General features: G+C 63.2%; 19 protein-coding genes. 11 read left to right on the forward strand and 8 right to left on the reverse strand.

The genetic code is table 11. The features are described from left to right. The first annotated feature begins 6 nt into the window (after positions 1-6). Positions 7-537 carry an HD domain-containing protein gene (locus HNQ39_RS17805; protein WP_184199468.1) on the forward strand — a complete coding sequence of 177 codons (531 nt, stop codon included), beginning with the start codon at positions 7-9 and terminating at the stop codon, positions 535-537. Here HNQ39_RS17805 and HNQ39_RS17810 read toward each other — a convergent pair whose 3' ends face one another. Then, positions 538-1,656 (reverse strand): shikimate dehydrogenase, encoded by a 1,119-nt coding sequence (locus tag HNQ39_RS17810; protein ID WP_184199471.1) that lies wholly within the window; start codon positions 1,654-1,656, stop codon positions 538-540. Positions 1,657-1,687: 31 nt separating this feature from the next. Next, entirely contained in the window at positions 1,688-2,641 is a 954-nt protein-coding gene (locus HNQ39_RS17815; protein WP_184199475.1) for a FecR domain-containing protein, read from the reverse strand. A 145-nt stretch (positions 2,642-2,786) separates the two neighbouring features. On the opposite strand from HNQ39_RS17815, the gene HNQ39_RS17820 reads away from it, so the two are divergent. Genes HNQ39_RS17820 through dnaJ form a run of 4 tightly spaced genes read left to right on the forward strand, consistent with a single transcriptional unit; the run spans position 2,787 to position 6,541 of the window. Then, entirely contained in the window at positions 2,787-3,098 is a 312-nt protein-coding gene (locus HNQ39_RS17820) for a MerR family transcriptional regulator (RefSeq protein ID WP_184199478.1), read from the forward strand. After that, the gene (rpoZ, locus tag HNQ39_RS17825) at positions 3,070-3,528 is read left to right on the forward strand and encodes a DNA-directed RNA polymerase subunit omega (protein WP_184199481.1); all 459 of its coding nucleotides are present in this window, start codon (positions 3,070-3,072) and stop codon (positions 3,526-3,528) included. Before HNQ39_RS17820 ends, rpoZ begins: the two co-directional genes overlap by 29 nt. A gap of 24 nt (positions 3,529-3,552) precedes the next feature. After that, complete coding sequence (dnaK, locus tag HNQ39_RS17830) at positions 3,553-5,388, forward strand: molecular chaperone DnaK (RefSeq protein ID WP_184199496.1); 1,836 nt, start codon at positions 3,553-3,555, stop codon at positions 5,386-5,388. Next, on the forward strand, positions 5,378-6,541 hold the full coding sequence (gene dnaJ / locus HNQ39_RS17835) for a molecular chaperone DnaJ (RefSeq protein WP_184199499.1): 1,164 nt from the start codon (positions 5,378-5,380) through the stop codon (positions 6,539-6,541). The genes dnaK and dnaJ overlap by 11 nt, the downstream gene beginning before the upstream one ends. Positions 6,542-6,841: 300 nt before the next feature. On the opposite strand, the gene HNQ39_RS17840 is transcribed toward dnaJ, so the two are convergent. The 3 genes from HNQ39_RS17840 to HNQ39_RS17850 are packed head-to-tail and all read right to left on the reverse strand — an operon-like array spanning position 6,842 to position 10,145. Next, on the reverse strand, positions 6,842-7,072 hold the full coding sequence (locus HNQ39_RS17840) for a hypothetical protein (protein ID WP_184199502.1): 231 nt from the start codon (positions 7,070-7,072) through the stop codon (positions 6,842-6,844). 5 nt (positions 7,073-7,077) lie between these two features. Then, a complete protein-coding gene (locus HNQ39_RS17845; RefSeq protein WP_221290092.1) occupies positions 7,078-7,707 on the reverse strand; it encodes a Uma2 family endonuclease in 630 nt (209 codons plus the stop codon). A gap of 14 nt (positions 7,708-7,721) precedes the next feature. Beyond that, complete coding sequence (locus HNQ39_RS17850; protein WP_184199516.1) at positions 7,722-10,145, reverse strand: DNA translocase FtsK; 2,424 nt, start codon at positions 10,143-10,145, stop codon at positions 7,722-7,724. Positions 10,146-10,375: 230 nt separating this feature from the next. Here HNQ39_RS17850 and rpsB point away from each other — a divergent pair, with 230 nt between their 5' ends. From rpsB to frr, 4 genes are all read left to right on the forward strand, one after another. Beyond that, positions 10,376-11,290, forward strand: coding sequence for a 30S ribosomal protein S2 (gene rpsB, locus HNQ39_RS17855; protein ID WP_184199519.1), 915 nt, complete (start codon positions 10,376-10,378; stop codon positions 11,288-11,290). A gap of 102 nt (positions 11,291-11,392) precedes the next feature. After that, positions 11,393-12,259 (forward strand): translation elongation factor Ts, encoded by an 867-nt coding sequence (gene tsf / locus HNQ39_RS17860; RefSeq protein ID WP_184199522.1) that lies wholly within the window; start codon positions 11,393-11,395, stop codon positions 12,257-12,259. A 9-nt stretch (positions 12,260-12,268) separates the two neighbouring features. Further along, positions 12,269-13,000 (forward strand): UMP kinase, encoded by a 732-nt coding sequence (gene pyrH / locus HNQ39_RS17865; protein WP_184199525.1) that lies wholly within the window; start codon positions 12,269-12,271, stop codon positions 12,998-13,000. Positions 13,001-13,035: 35 nt separating this feature from the next. After that, on the forward strand, positions 13,036-13,548 hold the full coding sequence (gene frr, locus HNQ39_RS17870; protein ID WP_184200433.1) for a ribosome recycling factor: 513 nt from the start codon (positions 13,036-13,038) through the stop codon (positions 13,546-13,548). An 80-nt stretch (positions 13,549-13,628) separates the two neighbouring features. Here the strand turns inward: frr and HNQ39_RS17875 are convergent, their stop codons facing one another. Both HNQ39_RS17875 and HNQ39_RS17880 read right to left on the reverse strand, forming a co-directional pair. Then, positions 13,629-15,734, reverse strand: coding sequence for a hypothetical protein (locus HNQ39_RS17875; RefSeq protein WP_184199528.1), 2,106 nt, complete (start codon positions 15,732-15,734; stop codon positions 13,629-13,631). A gap of 72 nt (positions 15,735-15,806) precedes the next feature. After that, positions 15,807-16,163, reverse strand: coding sequence for a hypothetical protein (locus HNQ39_RS17880; protein WP_184199531.1), 357 nt, complete (start codon positions 16,161-16,163; stop codon positions 15,807-15,809). Between the two features lie 67 nt (positions 16,164-16,230). Here HNQ39_RS17880 and HNQ39_RS17885 point away from each other — a divergent pair, with 67 nt between their 5' ends. Together HNQ39_RS17885 and HNQ39_RS17890 are read left to right on the forward strand one after the other, a co-directional pair. Continuing rightward, a complete protein-coding gene (locus tag HNQ39_RS17885) occupies positions 16,231-16,677 on the forward strand; it encodes a hypothetical protein (protein ID WP_184199533.1) in 447 nt (148 codons plus the stop codon). Positions 16,678-16,706: 29 nt separating this feature from the next. Then, the gene (locus HNQ39_RS17890) at positions 16,707-17,537 is read left to right on the forward strand and encodes a sugar phosphate isomerase/epimerase family protein (protein WP_184199537.1); all 831 of its coding nucleotides are present in this window, start codon (positions 16,707-16,709) and stop codon (positions 17,535-17,537) included. Positions 17,538-17,645: 108 nt separating this feature from the next. Here the strand turns inward: HNQ39_RS17890 and HNQ39_RS17895 are convergent, their stop codons facing one another. After that, on the reverse strand, positions 17,646-18,287 hold the full coding sequence (locus HNQ39_RS17895) for a HEAT repeat domain-containing protein (protein WP_184199540.1): 642 nt from the start codon (positions 18,285-18,287) through the stop codon (positions 17,646-17,648). Positions 18,288-18,524: the final 237 nt, after the last annotated feature.

Consider the following 18,524-nt stretch of genomic DNA (forward strand, 5'->3'; position numbering starts at 1 on the left):
GGGCCTATGTGGTCGTCCGATCTTGTCCAGCGCGCCCTGCGGGTGGCCGCGCAAGCCCACCAAGGCCAGACCGTCCCCGGGACAAACCTGCCGTACCTGCTCCATATCACCCAAGTGGCGGCCGAGGTCATGGCGGTGGCCGGAGCGCCCGAGACGGATTGTACGCTTGCGGTTCTCTGTGCCCTGCTCCACGACACGCTGGAAGATACCTCCCTCACGGAGGCGGAGCTGGAGGCCGAGTTCGGTCCCGCAGTTCTGGCAGGGGTGAAGGCGCTGACCAAGGACGATACCCTTCCAAAAACCGAGCGCATGGCCGATAGCCTGCGCCGGATTCAGGCACAGCCGCCACAGGTTGCCTGGGTGAAGCTAGCGGACCGGATCACCAACCTGCAGGTCCCTCCGAGCCACTGGAGCGCGGAGAAGATCGCTGCCTACCGCGACGAAGCCCAGAAGATTCTGGCGGCGCTGGGCGGCTCACATGCGGGGCTCGCGGACCGGCTGGAGGCCAAGATCGCGACGTACCCGCCTAAGGCTTGATCAGCCTAGCTTACGGCCTGCCGCGAGGCGCACGGCGGCGATTGTCTCCGCCGTGACAGCCTCTTCAAAGGAGCGGAAGCCGGCCAGCTCAAAGCCGTGTTTCTTGGCGAGCCGCCAGGTCTCCTCCACTTGCGCCACACTCACGGTCTTGCCAAGGGTGAAGCTCTCGTAGCGGCCCTCTAGGGCCAGCATCATGGTCTCGGACATGCAGGCGTAGGCGGTGCCGGGAGGAAAGCCAAAGGAGAAGAGCTCACCGGGGCGATCGACACCTTTTTTATCGGTTTTGGTGGCGGTGAAGCTGCCCGGAATCTGGACACACCCGCCCTCAATTACCAGGACATCGTTGCGCTCCTTGGCCACGCGGACGCTCACATCGCGCGGGCGGGCGACATCGCAGACCACGGCGCCGCGCTTGAGGTGCTGGGGCAGGATGATCGCATCGGCGGCACTGGTGACCGTCACGATCACATCCGCATCGCGCAGACCCTCCTCGACCGAGCTTGTCACCTGTACGGACTTGCCACCCCGCTCGGTGACCTCTCGGGCGACTGGCTTGAGGCGCTCGGTATCTCGCCCTACCAAGGTGATCTTCGCGGCATGAGGGGCCAGCAGGAGCGCGCTGGTATGGCCGATACTGCCGCTCGCCCCAACAATGGCGACATGGGCGGAGTCAAAGGGCGTCCCCATCAGCTCCGCGCCCTTGATCGCTCCCTCGACCGCAGTCGCGACCGTGTAGGAGTTGCCGGTGGTGACGGCGAGCTTGGTGCGCTGGGCGAGCGTGATCCCGCCATCGCCGGCGACACTGGTGAGGGCCCCGAGCCCGATAATCTTGGCCCCGAGCCGCTCGGCGTGCTCGCAGCACAGCAAGAGCTTGGCATAGACCTGCTCCGGGGGGAGGTTGAGGAGCTGGTGCGGCGAGAGGGGGCAGGCGATAAACCAGCCCTCCGCCTCGACTCCTGTTGCCGAGCGAATGCCCGTCAGGTGCGCCACCGGCTGGGGCGACATCTGGCGCAAGAGTGCGGCCAGCAGTGGCTCGGGGAGGTGCTGCGCGACCGGGAACTTGCGGCTCAGGTCTTTACGGACATCGATGGGGTGAATGATGAAAGCGAATCGCTCCATGGTCTCATTCTACCCGAACGAAACACGGCCTCTAATTTTTAGTGCTCACTTGTATCTGAGACTCCGTGACCGTGAAGACAGTCCGGCTGGAGTCGCGGGCGGTAAAGCGTGCCGTAAAGTGCGCTCCCGTGCGGCTAAGGGCCAGATACGGGCCGATAAGCGAGCGCTGCGCCTGGGCCTGCACCTCGGGGCGAAGCCCAAGAGACTCGATCGAGACCGCCTCGCCGCTGGGGATTGCGGTGTTGCTAATGAGGGCTTTTTGTAGCTCGTGGGCGACCTCACGGCAGGTGTCCCGGCGCTGGCTATCGGTGGTGAGGAGAGTCCCCGCGCCCATGATGCCGAGCTTACTCAAGAGGGTATCCAGCGGCCACCAGACCACGCGCTCAAGCCCGGCGAGCGAGCCCTGCTTGACGGAGTAGCGTCCCAGCGACGAGCCACTCTCCACGGAGAGGCCCTGCTCGGCATGGATATGGAAGCTGCCGGCCTTCTGGAAGACCTTGCCCGCGCCCGTGACAAAGCCGGTGGTGAAGCGGGAGGGGGCATAGACAAGAGCGGAGCCCTGGACCAGCTGGAACTGGCGCTGGCCCGTGCCATCGCGAAAGGCATCGCTCTGGAGCAGGCGGAGCTGGCTCTGGGGCTCGAGCTGGACAACCGTGCCGTCGGGGAAGGCGAGGGTGGCACTGCCGATCGTATCGGTGGTGAGGGTGTCGCCAATGCCCAGGCTCTGCCCGATAAAGCTGGGAGCGGGGGCGCTCTTGCCGCTGGCGGTCTGGAGGGTGGAGCTGGGGGTGAAGGCGGCGACAGCAGCACTGCCATGGGAGATATCCCGGCGGGCTCCATCCAGGAGCAGGACGGTCACGATAATTAAGGCGGTGATCTTACCGATCTGTGCCAAGTAGTCGCGTGCGGCTTGCTGTCGCCAGCCTCCCAGCCGATTTCGCCAGTGTTGCTCCTCGTAGTTGGCAGCATCTTGCAACAGGCTCATCTCACAGTTCTCCTTCTCGTGATATGACAGTTTAGTATGCCTTTTGCTTCAAAGGGTTGCAAGCGGGTTAAAAAATATTGCGATCTTTACGGAAGTAACCTATAATATACACTGCGATTTTTGTGTCCACGATTTTTTGAAACCCATGCCGCATAACGAAAACGAGCCGGTCTATGTCATCAGTGTGGCAGCCCGCCTCGCGGGCCTGCCTTGCTGGGTCTTGCGGGTGCTGGATCAGGAAGGGATCGTTGTCCCTCGCCGTACGGACTCCAACCGGCGGCTCTACTCCGACTCCGATATCGTGACTCTCGCGCGGGTGCGGCACCTGACCGAGGAGCGCGGTGTCAATATCGCCGGAGTCAAGGTGATCCTCGAGCTGGAACAAGAGCGGGTCGTGGAGCAAGAGCGCACAGAAAGTAATCAACAAAATGATCTACCCATCCCCCGACAAGATTGACAAGCAGATAGATAGTAAGTACGCCCTCGTGGTGCTGGCCGCCAAGCGCGCCAAGCAGCTCAAGGAAGGGAGCCGCCCGCGCCTGGCAACCGACTCCACCAACTCCCTGACCATCGCGCTGGAAGAGATTGCCGAGGGGAAGGTCCAGTACAAGTTCGATGAGCAGTCGCTGGCGGGACGTGAGGCGATCGCAGATCAGCAGGCCGTGATCGGAGCGCGCGACATCGAGGTGGATATCGATCCGCTGGCCCTGCCCGACGAGGACATCCTGCGCCAGGCGGCACGTGAGCTGGGCGGCGATCTGGACAACGACGATAAGAACCTCCTGGGCGACGACGACGAGGGCAGCGATATGCTGGTCGACGAAGAGCCGGAAGAGGAAGAGCCGCTGATCATGCCCGATGATGAGACTGAGGGGTCTGAAATCTAGTCTCGGGGGCTAGCGGTACTAACTATGGGCCGTATCGTCGGGATTGACCTGGGAACCACCAACTCGGTGGTTGCCGTTCTAGAAGCCGGTGAGCCAACCGTGATCACTCTCACGGAAGGCTCCCGGCTCTGTCCGTCTGTGGTGGGCTTTACCCGCGACGGCGAGCGCCTCGTGGGGCAGCTGGCCAAGCGTCAGGCGGTCACCAACCCCGAGCAGACCTTCTCGTCGATCAAGCGCCACATGGGCTCGGACTTTCGGGTCTTTGCCGACAGCACGGCCTACTCCGCACCCGAGATCAGCGCCATGATCCTCCAGAAGCTCAAGGCCGATGCCGAGGCGTACTTGGGAGAGCCCGTGGACCGCGCCGTGATCACGGTGCCCGCTTACTTCAACGACGGCCAGCGCCAGGCCACCAAAGACGCTGGCCAGATCGCGGGGCTCGAAGTCCTGCGGATCATCAACGAGCCCACCGCCGCCGCGCTCGCCTACGGCCTCGAAAAGACCGAGGCTCAGACCATCCTTGTCTGGGACCTGGGGGGCGGGACCTTCGATGTCTCGATCCTCGAGATGGGCGAGGGGGTCTTTGAGGTCAAGGCGACCTGCGGCGACACACGCCTCGGCGGCGATGACTGGGACGATGCCATTGTCGCCTGGCTCGTGGCGGAATTTAAGAGCGCTCACGAGATCGACCTCACCGACGACCGCCTGGCACAGCAGCGCCTGAAAGAGGCCGCGGAGAAGGCCAAGATCGAGCTCTCCGCCATGCTCAATACATCGATCAACCTTCCGTTTCTGAGCCAGAGCGCCGACGGCCCGCTCCACTTGGAGAAGTCCCTGACCCGCGCGCACTTTGAAAACATCACCACGGACCTGCGCGACCGGATGCGCGATCCCACCTACCAGGCCCTCAACGATGCCAAGCTCGCCCCCAACCAGATCGATAAAGTGGTCTTGGTGGGCGGCTCCACACGGATGCCCGCGGTCCAGGACATGGTGCGGGAGATCTTCCACAAAGACCCCTTCAAGGGCATGAACCCCGACGAGGTGGTCGCGGCGGGGGCTGCGATCCAGGCGGGGATGCTGGCGGGAGAGCTCACCGGGCTGGTCTTGCTGGATGTGACCCCCCTCTCGCTGGGGATAGAGACCCTGGGGGGCGTGATGACACGTCTGATCCCGCGCAATACGACCGTGCCGACGAGCAAGACCGAGATCTTCACCACCGCCACCGAGGGCCAGAGCGCGGTCGAGATCCATATCCTCCAGGGCGAGCGGGAGATGGCCACCGACAACAAGAGCCTGGGCAAGTTCCTGCTGAGTGGGATCGCGCCCGCCCCCCGCGGCGTCCCCCAGATCGAGGTCTTCTTTGATATCGATGCCAGCGGAATCCTCCATGTCTCCGCCAAGGACAAGGCCACGGGCCACGCCCAGCAAGTCGTGATCACGGTCGCCTCGGGCCTCTCGCAGGAGGAGATCTCACGCATGGTCACCGAGGCCGCGAGCTACGCCGCCAGCGACCTGCAGCGCCGAGAGCTCCAAGAGGCGCGCAACCACGCCGACACCGCGCTCTACCATGCCCGAAAGCTGGTGGCTACTGATGGGCCGCCGGTCGAGGGACACATCCAGACGATGGTCCAGAGCGCGATCGAGGCCCTGGATGCCTCCGTCCGTGAGGCGGACTTGATGACCCTGATCTCACAGACCCACTATCTCAATGATGCGATGTTTGCCTTCTCACAGGCACGTGTCGAGGCCACGCCCGCAGCGGACCAGTCCGACGAGCCAGAGCCGATGACCCCTGTGATGCCCCCGTTAAAACCTGAAAGTGAACTCCAAGGAGATACCGAGAACGATGCCGACTGAGAGCAAGCGCGACTACTACGAGGTGCTAGGAATTGAGCGTAGTGCGAGCGCCGACGAGATCAAGAAAGCCTACCGACAGCTTGCGCGCAAGTGGCACCCCGATGTGAACCAAGGGGATGCGACCGCCGAAGAGCGCTTTAAAGAAGTTGCCGAGGCCTACGAGGTGCTCTCCGATGCCCAGAAACGGGGCGCCTACGACCGCTTTGGGCACGCCGCAGCCTCCGGGGGAGGTCCCGGTGGTGGCTTTGGCGGCTTCGATGGCTTTGGTGGCGGCGGCGGTGGCCTCGACGATATCCTCAATGCCTTCTTTGGCGGTGGGGGCGGCGGGCGCAGGACCGGGCCACAGCGGGGCGATGACCTCAAGTATGAGCTCTCCATTACCCTGGAAGAGGCGCTCAAGGGCGGGGAGAAGACTATCTCCGTCCCGCGCACCGAGAACTGTGAGACCTGTGGGGGCAATGGCGCGGCACCCGGCACCAAGCCCGATACCTGTGTCCAGTGTGGAGGAACCGGTGCGACCCGCCAGGTGCAGCAGACCATTCTAGGCACGGTGCAGACAAGTGTCACCTGTCCGCGCTGCCAGGGCCGCGGGAGCGTGGTGAAGAGCCCGTGTGGCGGCTGTGCCGGCCGCGGAAAGGTTCGCAGGACCCGTGAGCTCAAGGTTCCGATTCCCCCGGGTGTCGATGATGGGATGCAGATGCCCGTCCGCGGCGAGGGTGAGGCAGGCAACCTTGGGGGGCCTCCGGGTGATCTCTATGTCTTCTTCGCGGTCAAGGAGCACGAGCGTTTTGAGCGGGATGGGATCGAGCTCTATGTCTCCCAGCCCCTCTCGTTTGTGCAAGCGACCCTGGGCGACACGATCTCGGTGACCACGCTGGCAGGGGAGAGCGTCTCCCTGACTATACCCGAGGGGACACAGAACGGGACACGCTTCAAGCTGCGCGGCCACGGGATGCCCAATATCCGCCAGCGCAACCAGAAGGGCGATCTGACGGTCGTGATCGCGGTCCAAGTGCCCACCAAGCTAAACGATGAGCAAAAGAAGACCCTGCGCCACTTCGCTGAGCTACGCGGGGAGATCGCCGGTCAGACCCCCGATGACAACAGCAAGGGGCTCTGGGAGCGCATCAAGCACGCCGTCAAGGGGGACTAAACGCCGCCGGTTTGAAACCGACGTCTGCAGTGGCTTCGTTCCTCAGCCGCAAAGCCCGTGCCGGGCTGACCGCAGGTAGTTAACGTCGACGAAAGAGGGGAAGTATTAGCACAATAATCAAAACTGCCCCAGGGATACTGAAATACAGGAGTTGAGGTGTTGGGTCTGACCACTTGTCCATATTGACGGTTCGGTTGTAATACGGCGGCCCGGAGCCGTAGGCTTCGTCATAAGTCCCCCAAAGGGTCAGGAGGGTGAAGAAAAAAAATCCCAGTGCCGCGACAGCTCTCCAATGCATTTTTAGCCCTCAGAAAGTTCGGTCTGTATATCGGCCCAGCGTCGCTCCTGCGGCGTTGGGCCGCTCCATTTTCGGCGGTGTCCACACATCCAGCACGAGCAGTTTTGTAGGTGCTCAAAGTTCTTGCGTGCCCAGCTCTCCAGTCCACGGCCCGTGTAGAGGCGAATCGCACGCCGAAGCCGCCGCGCACGGTGGTGGCGGCGGAGGGCGCGTTTGGAGGGGGGAGGTGGCATGGAGGCTACACCGTGTCGGGGTCGATACCTAGCTCGCGGAGCTTGGCGGCAAGGCGATCCCGTTCCTGGGAGAGCGTGGCACCATCAACAAAACGGCGACCGTTGGGATGGTAGATCTCGAGGGGAGCGGGTGGATCGGGGACCATAAAACGAATCCCCATGCGCGGACTGGTGAGCTCGCTGGTAAACTCTGCAACACGCAACTTGCCATCACGGCGCTGCCAGGCAGAGAAGTCGTAGGTGTCTGGGTTGTAGATGTAGTACTCCTCAATCCCATACTCTTCGTAGAACTCAAACTTGCGCGCCATCTCTAGGAGGGTGTTGCCGGGCGAGAGAATCTCAAAGGCGATCTGAGGGGCAACCCCTGCCTCTTCCCACTGTTTGTAGCTCCCGCGATCCGCTTTTGGGCGCCCAAAGACTACCATGACATCGGGTGCTTGTCTGATTTTTGGCTGTCCTTCAACGGGATACCAGAGCAGATCCCCCGCGATAAAGACATCGGCTTGGGTTGCATAGAGTGCGTCTAGCCCGATCTTGCAGAGCATGATCCAGTGAAGCTGCTTGGTATTATCGGCCATGGGGTTTCCATCACTATCGGGGTAGTGGACCGGGGAAGAGGTGAGTGTGGTCATCATGGTGCATCCTTTCCTCAGGTCTCAAACACTCCGGTCTTGCCGAACATGCCGTCGAGGTCGTCGCGGGCGATCAGGATATCGCGGGGCTTGGCACCATCGAGGGCACCGACAATGCCACGCTGTTCCATTAGGTCCACGAGGCGGGCGGCGCGGGTGTAGCCGATCTTGAAGCGGCGCTGGAGCATCGACGTGCTGGCGCTGCCGCCGGTCACGACAAGCCGCACCGCGCTCTCAAAGAGATCATCGTCGGCCTCCCCCTCGCCGGAGTCGTCGTCGCCGGTGGACAGCGAGAGCGTCGAGGGCAGGACATCGAAGTTGGGGGTGCCCTGCTCCTTGAGGTAGTTCACCAGGGACTCCGTGTCGTGCTCGCTCACGAAGCAGCCCTGGATACGATACGGCTTACCGGCATCGATGGGCATAAACAGCATGTCGCCGCGCCCTATGAGCCGATCGGCACCGGTCTGGTCGAGAATCGTGCGAGAGTCCACGGCGGAGTTCATGGCAAAGGCGATTCGGCTGGAGATATTGGCCTTGATGGTCCCCGTAATCACGTTCACCGACGGTCGCTGGGTGGCGATCACCAGGTGAATCCCCGTGGCGCGGGCGAGCTGGGCGAGACGGCAGATACTGGTCTCGATCTCCGGGCCGCTGGTCATCATCAGGTCCGCGAGCTCATCGACAATGATCACCCAATAGGGAATCCGCTCAGCCTCCTCGACCTTGGCGTTGTAGCCTTCCAGATTGCGCGTCCCCAGCTTGGCGAACTTGTCGTAGCGGGTCTCCATCTCGCGCAGGGCCTGCTTAAAGAGCGACGGTGCCTGCTTGACATTGGTGATCACCGGCGACGCCAGGTGCGGGATGCCTTCGTAGAGGGAGAGCTCGACTTTCTTGGGGTCGATCATCAGCAGCTTGAGCTCACGGGGGGAGTTGCGGTAGAGAAGCGAGGTGATCAGCGCATTGAGCCCGACGGACTTCCCCGAGCCCGTGGAGCCCGCGATCAGCAGGTGCGGCATCTTGGCGAGGTCCGCGACTTTCACGGCGCCGGTCACATCGCGGCCCAGCACAAAGGTCAGCTTGCCCGGGGCATTGACAAACTCAGGTGCTTCCAGACACTCGCGGATGCTCACGCCGCGCGGCTTGGCGTTGGGGACCTCAAGGCCAATGGCGGACTTTCCAGGAATGGGGGCCTCGACACGGACATCGATGGCGGCGAGGGCCATGGCGATATTGTCCGCGAGGGAGACAATCTTGCTGACCTTGATGCCACGCTCCAGCGCGATCTCGTAGCGGGTGATGGTCGGGCCGTAGGCCACATCGGCGACATCGGCCCCGATCCCAAAGTCCTCGAGGGTCTGGAGGATGATCTGGCGGCGCTCCTCGCTCTCCCCATCGGCGACATTGGCGGGGGCGGGTGGCGACGGTGCCATGAGCGCGGTGGGAGGCAGCACGAAGGCGGCCATCCCCGGACGGGGTTCTCCACGTGTGGGGACGGCGGGGGCAAGCACGGGCACGACCGGCGTTGTCGGCTCCTCGTCTTCGTCTTCTTCCAGTGTCGCGGCGGGGCGTGGGCTCGGGGCGGGCGCTTCTGGCTTCTCCTTGCGGAAGGAGAAGAGAGTCGGCTGGCTGCGTGGTGGCGCGTCGGTGGTGGGCTCGTCGAGCTCTAGGTCGTCGTCGAGGGGCTCGGGTGTCGTGCGCTTAAAGACACTGGGCGGGGGCTGGACCAGCGGCTTGCGCTCCGTGGGAGCGGCGGCGGGCTTCTTGCGTGCTTTCTCCACCGCCTCTTTGGCCTGCGCTGTGGCTGCCTCTTTTCCCTTGCCGGTCCACTCGGCGATAAAGCGCTCGACCGGGCCCAGGAGCGAGGGGAGCGGGACATCGACCAGGAACAGAATCCCGATCCCCACCAGGGCGACAAAGACCACGTGGGCACCAAAGACTCCTACCAGCATCCGCAGCAGCCAGGAGACCCCGCCGCCGAGGTAGCCGCCGCCATTGACCAGGTTGTCGGTGAGGAAGTGGTAGGCCAGCTTCATCCCCCCGACCCGGCCCAGGTGCCACCAGGCGATAAAGAGCACGTAGAGCGCCCCGAGCGCGCCCATGTTGTCGAACGAGCGGCTCTTCCCGATGGCGAGCATCCCGCCCAGCGCGAGCAAGACAAAGGGGAAGACCCAGGCCCCGACCCCCGACAAAAGGTAGAAGCCATGGACCACGGTGCGCCCCAGGAAGTTGTCCCCGGAGTTGGTTCCCGCGCCAAGGAGGGTGGCCAGCAGGATCAGCCCGAGGGCGCAGAGCGCGATCCCCCAGGTGTCGTAGGCAAAACGGGTGTTGGTGCGTGTCTTGCGCGGTGCCGTGTTCGTGTTGCGCGGGGGGCGCGGCTTGCGCGGCGTGTTGGAGCCACGCGGGGAGCTGGAGTCACGCGGTGTGGTCTGAGTCGTAGCCATCGGTCTGGATATTTTACCAGCAATAGCTACGCAGGGCTTGTGATAGTGCCAGAAGTTATGCACCGAGAAGAAAACTATTGCTAGAGGAGGTTGCCTATGATAAACTGCGAAGGTTTCGCAAGTGTCTGGCGCGGTAGCTGCCGCGCCTTTTTAACGCCACACCCACCGCAAATCTCGGTCCCAAAAGGGCGCGTGGTGGGGGGGAGAAACCGAGAAGGAATACGCAAGCTATGGCCACAATCGCCATGAAAGACCTGCTTGAGGCAGGCGTCCACTTTGGTCACCAGACCCGTCGCTGGAACCCCAAGATGAAGCGCTACATCTACGGGAGCCGCAATGGAATCTACATCATCGACCTGCACCAGAGCCTGAAGCTCTTCGATGATGCCCAGAAGTTTATCCAGGACATTGTCGCCGACGGTGGCACGATCCTCTTTGTCGGAACCAAGAAGCAGGCCTCCGATGCCGTACAGGAAGCGGCTGTTCGTTCCCGCCAGTACTTTGTCAACCAGCGCTGGCTGGGGGGCATGCTCACCAACTTCACCACGATCCAGAAGCGGATCGCACGCCTTCGCCAGCTCAAAGAGATGACCGAAGACGGCACCCTGCTGCGCCTCACCAAGAAGGAGGCCGCCCTCCTGACCGAGGAGTACGAGAAGCTGGAGCGCTACCTGGGCGGTATCAAGGACATGCCCCGCATCCCCTCCTGCCTCTTTGTCGTGGACCTGAAGAAGGAGCATATCGCTGTTCAAGAGGCCAAGGCGCTCGGTATCCCGATTGTCGCCATTGTCGATACGAACTGCGATCCCGACGATGTGGACTACATTATCCCGGGCAACGACGATGCCATTCGCGCCATCAAGCTGATCACCAACAAGATCGCCGAGGCCATTGTCGAGATCAAGCAAGAGGAGTGGGACGAGGTTCCCTCCGGTGACCTGGCCGCCGCCTTTGGTGTCGATGCCGCTGCTGCGGACCGTGTGCGCCAGCTGGAAGAGGACGAGAAGGGCATCGATGTCGACTACGACAACGAGGGCAAGCCTGTGATCGCCGATGTGGCGGACCTCTTCGCCGATGCGCTGGAGGCCGAGGCTACCCCCGAGGTCGCGCCTGCTGCTGAGGAAGCCGCACCCGAGGCCGAGTAGTCTTTTAACGAAACGCCCCCTCTCGGGCGATAGAGTTTTCCGCGAGGGTAGGGCAACAATCCTACCCTTTGCTCTGTGACAACGAAAGGAACACGTACAGAAATGGCGGCAATTACAGCGGGCATGGTCGCGCAGCTCCGCGAGCGCACCGGCCTTGGGATGATGGAGTGTAAGAAGGCACTGGGCGAGACCGACGGTGACCTGGAGGCGGCGGTCGAGCTGCTGCGCAAGAAGGGTGTCAAGGATAAGGGCGACCGTGTGGCGGGTGAGGGGCTGATCATGGCCTACATCACCGACGGTGGCACGGATGGCGCTCTGGTCGAGCTCAACTCCGAGACCGACTTTGTGGCGCGCAACGATGACTTCAAGGGCCTTGCACGCTTGCTGGCCGAGAAGACCGCGGTTGGGAAGGGCAACACCCCCGACGAGGTCCTGGCAGACCCGGGTCTGAAGGCGTTCTACGACGAGACCGTGCGCACGATCGGCGAGAAGATTGTCTTTGGCCGCCTGACCCGCTTCAATGCTGCTGCCGGCAACACGCTGGTGAGCTATGTCCACAACCCGGGTGGGCCCCAGACCGACGGTGGCAAGATCGGGGTGATGGTGGAGCTCTCGGGCGAGAATGTCGAGGAACTCGGCCGCGAGATCGCGATGCATATCTCCTTCGCCAAGCCGCGCTTCCTGTCCTCTGAGGATGTGGATGCGGCGACAATCGAGAAGGAGACCAAGATCCTGACCGAGCAGACCGCCGCCGATCCCAAGATGGCGGGCAAGCCGGCGCAGGTGATCGAGGGCGCGGTCAAGGGCCGCCTCAATAAGTTCCTGGGCGAGATCGTCCTACTGAACCAGCCCTACATCCGCGACGATAAAAAGACGGTGGCGCAGCTGGTGAAGGAGACCCCGGGCGCTGCTCTGGTGCGCTTTGCCTTCTTCCAGGTCGGCGAGGCCGTCAAGAAGGCGGAAGGGTAAGCACCAGCCATGGCATCCCGCCCTCACTACAAGCGCGTCCTGCTCAAGCTCTCCGGCGAGGCTTTCGCCGGAGATCAAGGCTATGGAATCGAGCCGGAGACCATCCAAAAGATCGCCTCTGAGCTGGCTGCGATCCATGCCGGAGGCGCACAGATCGCCATTGTGGTGGGAGGCGGGAACATCCTGCGCGGCTCCGTCGGGGAGAAGCAAGGGATGGACCGTGCCCAGGCCGACTACATGGGCATGCTTGCAACCGTCATCAATGCGATGGCCCTGCAAGATGCCCTGGAGAAGCTGGACGTGGACACGCGTGTGCAGACCGCGATCCCCATCCCGCAGGTCGCGGAGCCCTTTATCCGCCGCCGTGCGATCCGCCACCTAGAGAAGGGCCGCGTGGTCATCCTCGCGGGAGGCACGGGAAACCCCTACTTCACCACCGACACCGCCTCCGCACTCCGCGCCGTGGAGATCGAGGCCGATGTGGTGCTGATGGCCAAGAACGGCACCGATGCTGTCTACGACAAGGATCCCCGCAAGCACACCGATGCCCAGCCCTACACCAACCTCACGTTTGAAGAGGCGCTGGACAAGAAGCTGCGTGTGATGGATCTAACCGCCTTCACCCACTGTATGGAGAACAATCTGCCCATTATTGTCTTCGATATGAATGTGGCAGGCAATATCCAGCGCGCCGTGCTCGGAGAGCCGATCGGGACGCTGGTCGAGAGGAGTCAATCGTGAGCGTCTCTTCCATTCTAAAAGATACCGAGACTCGTATGGGCAAGACCCTGGAGTCCACCGCCGCTGATTTTGCGACCCTGCGCACGGGCCGCGCCAACCCCGCGATGCTCGATGGCCTCAAGGTGGACTACTACGGTTCGCCGATGAATGTCCGTGACCTGGCCAATATCACGTCGCCCGAGCCCCGCGTGCTCCTGATCGAGCCCTGGGACAAGGCCGCGATGCCGCTGATCGAAAAAGCGATCATGAACAGCAACCTGGGCCTCAATCCTAACAACGACGGCATGCGGATTCGTCTGAATATCCCCGCCCTCACCACCGAGCGCCGCAAGGAGTTTGTCAAGCAGCTCGCTGGAAAGGCCGAGGCCGGTCGGGTTGCGTTGCGCAACATCCGCCGCGATGCCAACGAGCACCTCAAAAAGGACGAAGAGGTCACCGAGGATGAGGCCAAGCGTGCGGAGAAAGATGTCCAGAAGCTGCTGGATAAGTACGTCGCCGAGCTAGAGGCGATGACCAAGACCAAAGAGTCCGAGCTGCTGGAGAACTAGCTTGCCCCCGGCCCCCACAAGTGGGGGAGAGAACAGGAAAGAGCCCGATTCCGACTACGGAGTCGGGCTTTTTGTTCGCTCTACCCAGTGACGCGGGGACTCCCGAGAATCCGCGTCTCCCCTTTCTTGAGAGTGAGCGTCACCGGCTTGCTACCGGGTTTCATCACCACGTCGACGGGGCCGTCTTTCACGGCGTGAATGGCGAGAAGTGGCCCATTGGCAAAGACCACGGCTTCGGTCTGGACATAAAAGTGGACTTTCGCTTGGCGAGCCGCGGTGCGGAGATCCTCTGTGCTGGTGCCACGTTCATTCAGAAAATAGATCACCTTGCCTTTTGCGGCACGCTCCAGGGCGGCACGCCGCTCGGGGAGAAGCGCTTGGCTTAACACCACGACAAGTAACTTGGCCGGACAGCGGCCTGCCAGGACATCGTCGAGCAAGTACTGGCCGTAGGGCGCTCCGACCAGCCCGAGGGCCTTGCGCGTTGTGGAGAGCGGTGCGTTTTGAGCGGCGTTGGGGGAGAGTCCATAGACGGCGGTTTCATCGAGCACGAGGGCGATCTCGGGGCGAAACGGCGTGGGGTGGGCGAGGAAGTAGTCGTCCCAGGCGACGAATTTTCGCAGCTCCTCCCAGAGCTTGGGATCGTCGAACCAGCCCGTGCCCGGCAGGTCCATCCACCAAGTCGCGTGGTTGCGGCAGGCGTTCTGCGCCAGGTTGCGCCGCAGAATCCCGAGCGTGTTTTCGACGGTGTCCGCGCCCGAGTCCCAGCCGGGGAAGGTTCGCTCTTTGGCGAGGTAGGTGCGGGTATCGTCCTCGTTGAGCCAGAGCTTTCCGGTGGCCAGAACACTCTCCGCGGCGCTCATCACCGGGCCAACCCCACCGACACTGCGCTCGAAGTAGGAAAATGGGCCGCAGAGGATATCCACGGCGGGCGAGGCAAGTAGCTTGTGGAGCGCGTAGTGGCCGCTGTTGGCCGGGCCGCTGGGCATGGGGGCGAACTCAAAGCCGTAGCCGTAGAAGAGGAGGGAGAGCTTCTTGCCCTTACTGGCTTTTCGGACCGCGCTTGCCATCGCGAGGGCCGCATCGGCGATGCTCTCGGAGAGGAAGCGGTGGAAGTCGATCACCGTGGGCGAGGGGGTCTTGGCCTTGCGCTCGGCGGGTGTGGGGACGGGGGCGGGCGGGAGCTTTTGTGCGGCTCGCCAGGCGTCCCAGGCAGTGCGATCACAGGCCGCGTAGCCCGGGAGCGCACCGGTCCAGGAGTCCATCCAGAACCACTCGCCGGTGTTCTGGCCCGTGGGGTGATAGCCAATCACGCGCTCACCAAACATCGCTTCCAGGTGTGTCACCAGCGCCGCCAGCCGCTCGGCACCGTCGCGCTGGTAGGCCACCGATGCCGCGCTTGCCATCCCTCCGCCGTGGGCGCCATCGTCCCAGCGCATGACCTCGTCGGGATGGGACTTGAGCCAGTGCGGTGGGGGATAGACTCCTATTCGGGGCAGGAGCAGGGCCTTGGGGTTGGCGGCCAGCACCCGCTCACAGGCGGCGTCGGAGGCCCGATAGTCCAGCGGCTCGCCGGGAGCAGGCCAGGGAAGCGCGACCTCAAAGCTGACGATATTCACCCCCGCGGCGGCGGCGAGCTTGACCTGGCTCTCGAACTGCACCGACGGCCCCGCGAGAAACGTGTAGGTTGTCCCCGGCTGGTAGAGCGCGACCGTCAGGCTGCGGGCGGGCGTGGCATCGGCGCGCAGGCGGACGTGGTAGGTCTTGCCCTTGGTGAGCTTTAGCTGGTGCTCGTGAAAGACATGGAAGTCCGGCCATTCCTTGCCCGGTGGCGGTGCGATCACCTGGGCGGCAAAGCCGCCCTCGCCAAATACCACCCGGCTCTCCTCGCTTGGCGGCCAGACCTTCCAGACCGGCTGCGCCCCCAGCACCTCCTGTCCAGAGCCCGCCTCGACAATGCGCACCCCGCGCACCCCTACCTTGCCGAGCTCTTGCCCGAAGCGGAAGTGGATCGTCGCCGTCTCTGTTGTGAGCGGGGCGACAAAGGAGAACGCAATCTCCCGCTCCGCCCCGATCGGAACCGGCGAGGCGCTGGCCCCGCCCCAGAAAATCCGCGCCCGTGTCGGCTTGCCATCCACCTCGATCCGAGGGACACCACCCACGACTCGCACCCTTGCTGACTTCATACCGGCATTATACGGGCCGCCGATTGGAAATCGGCGTCTGCAGTGGCGTTCCGCCTCAAAGCCCGTGCCGGGCTAGCGGGTTGGTTGCCTGCGCTTGCGTTGCTTGCTGATGGCTAGGATGCGCTCGGCCTCGGTCTGGGTGTCGCGGCGCTGCTCGGTGAGCTGGGCGGCGAGGTCGCTTGCCGTGCGTGCTCCGGTGGCTCCGTTGCGGTGCTGGAAGCGCACGCCGGCTTGGTAGAGAGTCGCAAGATGTGTCCACTGGCGCGTTGCGGTCTTTCGGGGGGCCTGAAACGCAGCCCCCATAAACTGCAGCGGCTGGCGACAGCTCGGGCAGGGAAAGGGACCGTCCGCCGCGACCGGCTTGCGGAACGCCTTGCGACAGGAAAAACAGACCCATGGCAGGGACTCGGGGCTAAAGTTATCGTCCATAGTGCTGCTCTATAGCCTCACAGCCAGAGCTTACTAAAATGGGTAGACTGGTCTCAGGAGACGAGGGATGTTCACGAAAAAGGAGTTTCTTACCCGGTGGCGCTCTGAGATCGGTGGGGAGGCACCACCGCTCGACGTGCTGCGATTTGGCTACGATGCGTTTGTTGCCCGAAGCGCCGAGCAGTCAAGCTACGCGATCCGTGGTTCGCGGACGGACTGTCCCGACCCGCTGCGGTTCTGGATCAAGGCACAAGAGGCGATGGACTGGCAGCAGCCCGAGCCGTATTTTACGCGGATTGCGGAGTCTGTGCTCTGTGAGCCGATCACGCAAGCTGAGTTTGCGGACACCGTGCAACGCTACGGGAGCGGGATGGTCCTGCCCCTGCCTGCCTTTATCCAGCACCTCGATGGCTACGAAGCAGGTCTGCGGATGCGCGATGCTTGGAACTGCCAGGTGGTTCTGGCACAGCTCCCGACCAGCTATCTTCTCTTTGAGTGGGGGACATCGGCCTAGAGAGGCGGTGGGCCAGGTAGAATGCGCCCATGAAAATCGCACTGCAGCTCGGGCTGATTCCGGGCACGACCACGGCGGAGAAGGCCAAGTGGGCGCACGACAATGGGGTGGACGGCCTAGAGCTCGGGGTCTGGGGCGGGGGGCTCGAAAAGTGCCTGCGCGATGCCGAGGCGATCAACGGCCTCGTGGCCATCTCTAGTGTCTGTGGCAACGCCGACCCCGGCGGCAACCCGTGCTTTGACTTTCTCGACCCCGACAAAGAGAAGCGGCGCAAGGCCATTGAGGGCAGTAAGGCGCTCTTGAAGTTTTGCGGCGAGGTCGGTGCGGCCGGTCAGATCGTCCCCCCGATCTTTGGTGGCCCCAAAGTCCCTGATCTCTCGCCCTACAAGACCGCGATTGAGCTGGAAGACGGCCTGATGGTCGCGGCGCTTGCGGAGCTCGCGCCCCACGCGGCGGCGCACAACACGCTCTTTCTGCTGGAGCCACTCAACCGCTACGAGCAGCACTACCTGCGAAGGCTCGCCGATGCCCAGCGTGTGATCGAGCTCGCGGGAAGCCCTGCCGGGGTCGGAATCCTCGCCGATCTCTTCCACATGCACATCGAGGAGACAAGCTCCCCGCAAGCGCTACGGGATGCTGGAAAGCTCGTGCACCACCTGCACCTCGCCGATAATACAAGGCAGGAGCCTGGCACAGGAGACATTGACTTTGTCGCGGCGTTTCGGGTATTGAGAGAGCAAGACTTCACCGGCTGGCTCGCCTATGAGTGCAGCATCAGCGGCGTGACTCCTGAGGAGAAGGCCGCTAGCCTCACCAAGAGCCTGGCGTTTGTGCGGGAGTGCCTGGCTGCCGGGGGCTGAAAGTCCCCGGCAGAGGAGAGGGAGCGTCCCGAGGACGCGCGAAGAATTTCGTATTATGCGCCCACGGGGCGCTCCCTACTCGGAGACGGGGCTTTCAATCCCCGGCGTTCACCCCCCGGCAAGCAAGCGGGTAAGGGCTGCTTTTTGAGCCGGGGGAAGAGGCACCGCGTACTCCACAAGATCCTGCAGTGTGGCGTGGGCGTACCAGCGCACGTCGTCGTCGGGGTCTTGGCAGAGCTGCTCGTAGGCGCGGATCGACTCGGGGGGGAGGGGATTGGCGAGGTCGCAGCACGTCAGGTTGCTGGCGACAAGCCGACGCAGTGCAGCATCGGGGTGGTGGAGGAAGCGCAGGAGGAGCGGGCGGGCCAGCGGGTGCTGCTGCCAGCCAATCGCGGAGACTGCAAAAGACAGCACCAGCGCGTCGGTCTCGCGCTCCACGAGGCGCTCGAGGACGGGGAGTGCGCGAACCGCAAAGGGCTTAGGGCGACCCAGTCCCGGAAACTCGCGCAGGATCAGCACCCCAAGATGGCGCTCGGCGGGGTCGGGGCGCATGCAGAGCGTGCTTGCCGCTACAAAGACCTCCTCGGTCACCCGCTGCTGCAAGATCAGAAGCGCAGGATTGTGAATGTCCTGGTCGCTCTCCCAATCCTGCCGCACCGCCTCAAGTGCCTGGGCAAGCAGAGCGGAAGTCGTCAGGCGCGGATCGCGTGCCTGAGCAAGGAGCCTCTCGTGTGGCGTAACGTGGCGCATACCATGAGTATATCCGCTTGGTCGGGCAATAAATTACCCGCCTCGGATTTTGGGGAGCGTCCCGAGGACGCGCAGAGCGCTAAGGTATCTGCGCCCACGGGGCGCTCCTATCCTTCATGCCGGGGATTTTAATCCCCGGAACTGAAAACCTGGTATCCTTGTTGGAAGTGTTTGACAGGCCCGCCATGTCGCGGTAGGATGTTTGTGAAGAACTTTGCTTGACAAAGTGAAAAGTGA

Source organism: Armatimonas rosea, from assembly GCF_014202505.1.
In the GTDB taxonomy this organism is placed as follows: domain Bacteria; phylum Armatimonadota; class Armatimonadia; order Armatimonadales; family Armatimonadaceae; genus Armatimonas; species Armatimonas rosea.

Excerpts from the sequence above, each read along its gene's own strand:
- HNQ39_RS17805 (WP_184199468.1), top strand. The coding sequence starts at position 7 with ATGTGGTCGTCCGATCTTGTCCAGCGCGCCCTGCGGGTGGCCGCGCAA.
- HNQ39_RS17810 (WP_184199471.1), bottom strand. The coding sequence starts at position 1,656 with ATGGAGCGATTCGCTTTCATCATTCACCCCATCGATGTCCGTAAAGAC.
- HNQ39_RS17815 (WP_184199475.1), bottom strand. The coding sequence starts at position 2,641 with ATGAGCCTGTTGCAAGATGCTGCCAACTACGAGGAGCAACACTGGCGA.
- HNQ39_RS17820 (WP_184199478.1), top strand. The coding sequence starts at position 2,787 with ATGCCGCATAACGAAAACGAGCCGGTCTATGTCATCAGTGTGGCAGCC.
- rpoZ (WP_184199481.1), top strand. The coding sequence starts at position 3,070 with ATGATCTACCCATCCCCCGACAAGATTGACAAGCAGATAGATAGTAAG.
- dnaK (WP_184199496.1), top strand. The coding sequence starts at position 3,553 with ATGGGCCGTATCGTCGGGATTGACCTGGGAACCACCAACTCGGTGGTT.
- dnaJ (WP_184199499.1), top strand. The coding sequence starts at position 5,378 with ATGCCGACTGAGAGCAAGCGCGACTACTACGAGGTGCTAGGAATTGAG.
- HNQ39_RS17840 (WP_184199502.1), bottom strand. The coding sequence starts at position 7,072 with ATGCCACCTCCCCCCTCCAAACGCGCCCTCCGCCGCCACCACCGTGCG.
- HNQ39_RS17845 (WP_221290092.1), bottom strand. The coding sequence starts at position 7,707 with ATGATGACCACACTCACCTCTTCCCCGGTCCACTACCCCGATAGTGAT.
- HNQ39_RS17850 (WP_184199516.1), bottom strand. The coding sequence starts at position 10,145 with ATGGCTACGACTCAGACCACACCGCGTGACTCCAGCTCCCCGCGTGGC.
- rpsB (WP_184199519.1), top strand. The coding sequence starts at position 10,376 with ATGGCCACAATCGCCATGAAAGACCTGCTTGAGGCAGGCGTCCACTTT.
- tsf (WP_184199522.1), top strand. The coding sequence starts at position 11,393 with ATGGCGGCAATTACAGCGGGCATGGTCGCGCAGCTCCGCGAGCGCACC.
- pyrH (WP_184199525.1), top strand. The coding sequence starts at position 12,269 with ATGGCATCCCGCCCTCACTACAAGCGCGTCCTGCTCAAGCTCTCCGGC.
- frr (WP_184200433.1), top strand. The coding sequence starts at position 13,036 with ATGGGCAAGACCCTGGAGTCCACCGCCGCTGATTTTGCGACCCTGCGC.
- HNQ39_RS17875 (WP_184199528.1), bottom strand. The coding sequence starts at position 15,734 with ATGAAGTCAGCAAGGGTGCGAGTCGTGGGTGGTGTCCCTCGGATCGAG.
- HNQ39_RS17880 (WP_184199531.1), bottom strand. The coding sequence starts at position 16,163 with ATGGACGATAACTTTAGCCCCGAGTCCCTGCCATGGGTCTGTTTTTCC.
- HNQ39_RS17885 (WP_184199533.1), top strand. The coding sequence starts at position 16,231 with ATGTTCACGAAAAAGGAGTTTCTTACCCGGTGGCGCTCTGAGATCGGT.
- HNQ39_RS17890 (WP_184199537.1), top strand. The coding sequence starts at position 16,707 with ATGAAAATCGCACTGCAGCTCGGGCTGATTCCGGGCACGACCACGGCG.
- HNQ39_RS17895 (WP_184199540.1), bottom strand. The coding sequence starts at position 18,287 with ATGCGCCACGTTACGCCACACGAGAGGCTCCTTGCTCAGGCACGCGAT.